We start from the raw sequence: 3,811 nt of genomic DNA, 5'->3' as shown, positions 1-3,811 counted from the left end.
GACGCCGGGTCCGCGCCTGCGCCCCGGGGCCGGCACGTCGCCGACGAACCGGCCGCGCACGGCGCGGGAGCGTCGGCCGTGCGCCTCCTCGACGGCCTCGGGTCCGGCCTGGCGGCAGTGGTCGAGCGGGCGGCCCGGGCGCGACGCGCCAAGCCCATGCACCCGCGCGGCGCCGTGCTGCGCGGGCAGCTGGAGCGCACCGGCGGCTCGACGGGGGTGGCGTGGTTCGACGGCGCGGGGACCGACGACGTCGTCGTGCGCCTCTCGCGCGGCGCAGGTCTGCCCGCCGGCTGGCCGGATGTGCACGGCCTCGCGCTGCGGACCCCGGCGGGGGAGGACCTGCTGCTGTCGACCACGGGCCGACCCGTCGGGCTGCGGCACGTGCTGGCGGCGCAGCGCGCCGTCGGGCGCGGGACGTACAGCTCCGTGATGCCGTTCCGCACCGCGCGCGGGCCCGTCATGGTCGCGGCGCTCGCGGACCCGCCGCGCGAGCTGCCGACGCAGCCGGCCGCGCTCGCGGAGGCCCTCGACCTCGACCCGTGGCGCCTGACGCTCGTCTGGGCGCCGTTCGGCGGCGCGTGGCGCGCGTTCGGCTCGCTCCTCGTCGCCGGTCGGGCAGGCCCCGAGCTGGACCCGCCCGTGCGCTTCGAGCCCCTCGCCCCGCCGGCGGGCCTCGGGGTCTACCCGTGGCTGGCGAGGCTGCGCGAGCCGTCCTACCTCGCCGCGCGACGCGGCTTCCCGCCCGGAGCCCCGCCCGGAGCCGACGACCCGCCGCACCCACGACCTGACGCCGCCTGATCACGCTGGACGAGGAGACGACGATGGCCCACCACCGCACCGACGAGCACGCGACCGAGAAGACGGACGCGCCGCACCCCGACCACCCCGGCAAGCCCGACTCACCGACGGACCTGACGAAGCCGTCGTGGTTCTACGTCCTGAAGAAGACGTTCCGGGAGTTCCTGCGCGACCAGTGCACCGACATGGCCGCCGCCCTGACGTACTACGCGGTGCTCGCCGTGGCGCCGGCCGCGCTGGCGCTCGTGTCGCTGCTCGGAGTCTTCGGCAACGGCGAGCAGATCGTCACCCGGGTGATGGACCTCGCGGGAGACTTGGCGCCCGGGCTGGACCTCGAGTTCGTCAAGGGCATCGTGGAGAACCTCGCCAGCCAGGAGGGTGCGGGCCTCGCGCTGATCACCGGTCTGCTCGTCGCGCTGTGGTCGGCGTCGGGGTACGTGAACGCCTTCAGCCGCGCGATGAACCGGATGTACGAGATCGACGAGGGCCGGCCGATCTGGAAGCTGCGGCCGTGGATGCTCCTCATCACGCTGATCACCCTCGTGCTGGTGGCCGTCATCTGCGTCGCGCTCGTCCTGTCCGGTCCTGTCGCCGAGGCGATCGGGGGCGCCGTCGGCCTGGGTGCACAGGCCGTCACCGTGTGGAACATCGCGAAGTGGCCGGTCATCGTGCTGCTGGTCGCGCTCGCGGTCGCGATCCTCTACTGGGGGACCCCGAACGTGCGCCAGCCCAAGTTCCGGTGGCTGAGCGTCGGGTCGTTCGTGTTCATCCTCGTGTGGGCGATCGCGACCGCTGCCTTCGGCTTCTACGTGGCGAACTTCAGCAGCTACAGCGCGACCTACGGTGCGCTCGCCGGCGTCATCATCTTCCTGCTGTGGGTCTGGCTCACCAACAACGCGCTGCTGTTCGGCGCGGAGCTCGACGCCGAGCTCGAGCGCGGACGTGAGCTGCAGGCAGGCATCGAGGCCGAGGAGACCATCCAGCTGCCGCCGCGCGACACCAAGGCCAGTGAGAAGAAGCAGCAGCAGCACGCCAAGGACGTCGCGGCCGGACGGGCGCTGCGCGAGTCGCGGGGCTCCGACGCGGACCCGGACTCCCAGGCCGACGCGGACACCGCCACCCGGCGCTCGCGCCGCTGACGACCGTGCCGACCCCGCCCGCTCGCCGCGCGGCGAGCGGGCGGGCGCGGTAGGACAGTGGGGTCCCCAACCGACCCGAGCAGAGGAGCGCCCCCGCATGGAGCACTTCACGATCGCGACCGTCGCCCAGCAGAGCCCCGACTTCCGACGGGTGCTCTGGACCGGCGAGCACACCCAGCTGGTCATCATGACGATCCCGCCGGGCGGCGAGATCGGCGAGGAGGTCCACGAGGACACCGACCAGATCCTGACGTTCGTCAGCGGCATCGGTGAGGCGACCGTCTCGGGGCAGAAGCGCAAGGTCAGCCAGGGCGACCTCGTCGTCGTGCCGGCAGGCAGGAAGCACAACTTCGTCAACACCGGCGAGAACCCGCTGATCCTCTACACGGTCTACGGTCCGCCGGAGCACGCCGACGGCGCCGTCCACGCCACCAAGGAGGAGGCGGACGCGCTCGAGGAGGCCGGCAAGGACGAGCCGCCGACGTCCGAGTGACGTAAGCGCCGTCGAGCGAGCGCCGCCGAGCGCGACGCGGCCGTCGGACGGCGAAGGGCCCGAGCCGCGAGGCTCGGGCCCTTCGCCGTCCGAGGGGTGGGGTGTCTGGGGGCGGGGGCGGGCGGGGGGGCGCGCCCGCCCCAAACGTGCGGAGCGTGGTGCCGATGGGGCTGGTGGTGCTGGAGGGAATCCCTCCAGCAGCACCAGCCACACCGGTCACACGCTCCGCACATTCGGCGCGCGGCGGGGTCAGGAGGAGCGTGGTGGCGGGGTCAGGAGGAGGTGGAGCAGGGGTCAGGAGGAGGTGGAGTCGCCCTCGACGCCCTCGTCGTCGTTGTCGGTGACGTCCTCGGGGTTGAAGCCCGCCTCGATGCAGCCCTCGCGCAGGGCGTCCTCGTCGACGGTGAACTCGCCGCGCTGGTCGGAGCCGATGCGCTCGGAGCTGGCGTTCGTCACGGGCGGGTCGACGGTGTCGCGGATGGGGCGGGACTCCGCGCTCGCGGCCGACGCGGCGACCGCGTCCATGAGCTCGTCGCGCTCGTCGCCGTCGAGCCTCTCGGCGGCCCACAGGTCGCGGCATGCCACGAAGCCCATCGGGTCGTCGTGCGCGAGGTCGAACCCGCTGGAGAGCGAGTTGACGTCGTTGTCGGGGCTGCATGCCGCGAGGGGCAGGGCGAGGGCGGGCAGGAGGGCAGCGGCGAGCACGGGTCGCAGGCGTCGTCGGTCCATGTGATCAGTAAAGAGGGGCGGCCCCGTGGACGCACGCGGACACCCCGGCCCTGCTCTGACCTGGGTGGCCGGTCAGTACGGCGTCGGCGCGGGGCTGACCGTCAGGGTGACGCGCTCGCCCGGGCGCACGTAGGGCGGCAGGTCGGCGGCCGTGGTCTCGACGACGGCCGGCGGCACGGCGTCGACCTCCACGCGCACGTGCTCCCCGCGGGCCGACACGGCCGCCACGGTGCCGCTCCAGGGTTGGTCCGCCGCTCCGGCCGGCCCCAGCGCGATGGCTGACGGCCGCACGGCGACGCGCGCACCCGCGGCGGGCGGCCCGCCGGCGGTCGGGAACGGGACCGGTGCCTCGAACAGGTTGAGCCCGAGCAGGTGCGCCGCGTACGGCGTCGCGGGCCGCCGCACGACGTCGCCCGGGGTCGCGTCCTGCACGACCCGACCCGCCTCGAGCACGACGAGGCGGTCAGCGAGGACCAGCGCGTCCACGACGTCGTGCGTCACCAGCACGCACGGCCCGGCGAAGCTCGCGAGGTGCTCGGCGAGCGCGCGCTGCACGTCGGCCCGCGTGCGCGGGTCCAGCGCCGCGAGCGGCTCGTCGAGGACGAGCGCGCGCGGCGCCGCGGCGAGCGTCCGGGCCAGGGCGACGCGCTGG

At 74.5% G+C, this 3,811-nt stretch carries 4 protein-coding genes and 1 pseudogene; 3 read left to right on the top strand and 2 right to left on the bottom strand.

Annotated features, from left to right (window positions below):
* The 3 genes and pseudogenes from IDM29_RS15590 to IDM29_RS15580 form a co-directional block, all read left to right on the top strand.
* Positions 1-798: pseudogene (locus IDM29_RS15590) on the top strand (hypothetical protein); the annotation flags it as partial.
* 23 nt (positions 799-821) lie between these two features.
* A complete protein-coding gene (locus tag IDM29_RS15585) occupies positions 822-1,937 on the top strand; it encodes a YihY/virulence factor BrkB family protein (RefSeq protein ID WP_188037753.1) in 1,116 nt (371 codons plus the stop codon).
* A gap of 97 nt (positions 1,938-2,034) precedes the next feature.
* Positions 2,035-2,430 (top strand): cupin domain-containing protein, encoded by a 396-nt coding sequence (locus IDM29_RS15580; RefSeq protein WP_182111816.1) that lies wholly within the window; start codon positions 2,035-2,037, stop codon positions 2,428-2,430.
* A gap of 294 nt (positions 2,431-2,724) precedes the next feature.
* Here IDM29_RS15580 and IDM29_RS15575 read toward each other — a convergent pair whose 3' ends face one another.
* Both IDM29_RS15575 and IDM29_RS15570 read right to left on the bottom strand, forming a co-directional pair.
* A complete protein-coding gene (locus IDM29_RS15575; protein WP_182111815.1) occupies positions 2,725-3,159 on the bottom strand; it encodes a hypothetical protein in 435 nt (144 codons plus the stop codon).
* A 72-nt stretch (positions 3,160-3,231) separates the two neighbouring features.
* On the bottom strand, positions 3,232-3,811 hold a 580-nt coding region (locus IDM29_RS15570; RefSeq protein WP_188037752.1), incomplete at its 5' end, for a TOBE domain-containing protein.

The organism is Actinotalea sp. JY-7885 (assembly GCF_014525465.1).
Classification (GTDB): Bacteria; Actinomycetota; Actinomycetes; order Actinomycetales; family Cellulomonadaceae; genus Actinotalea.
Note: the sequence above shows the minus strand (reverse complement) of the source record. Positions and strands in the feature narration are given on the sequence as shown.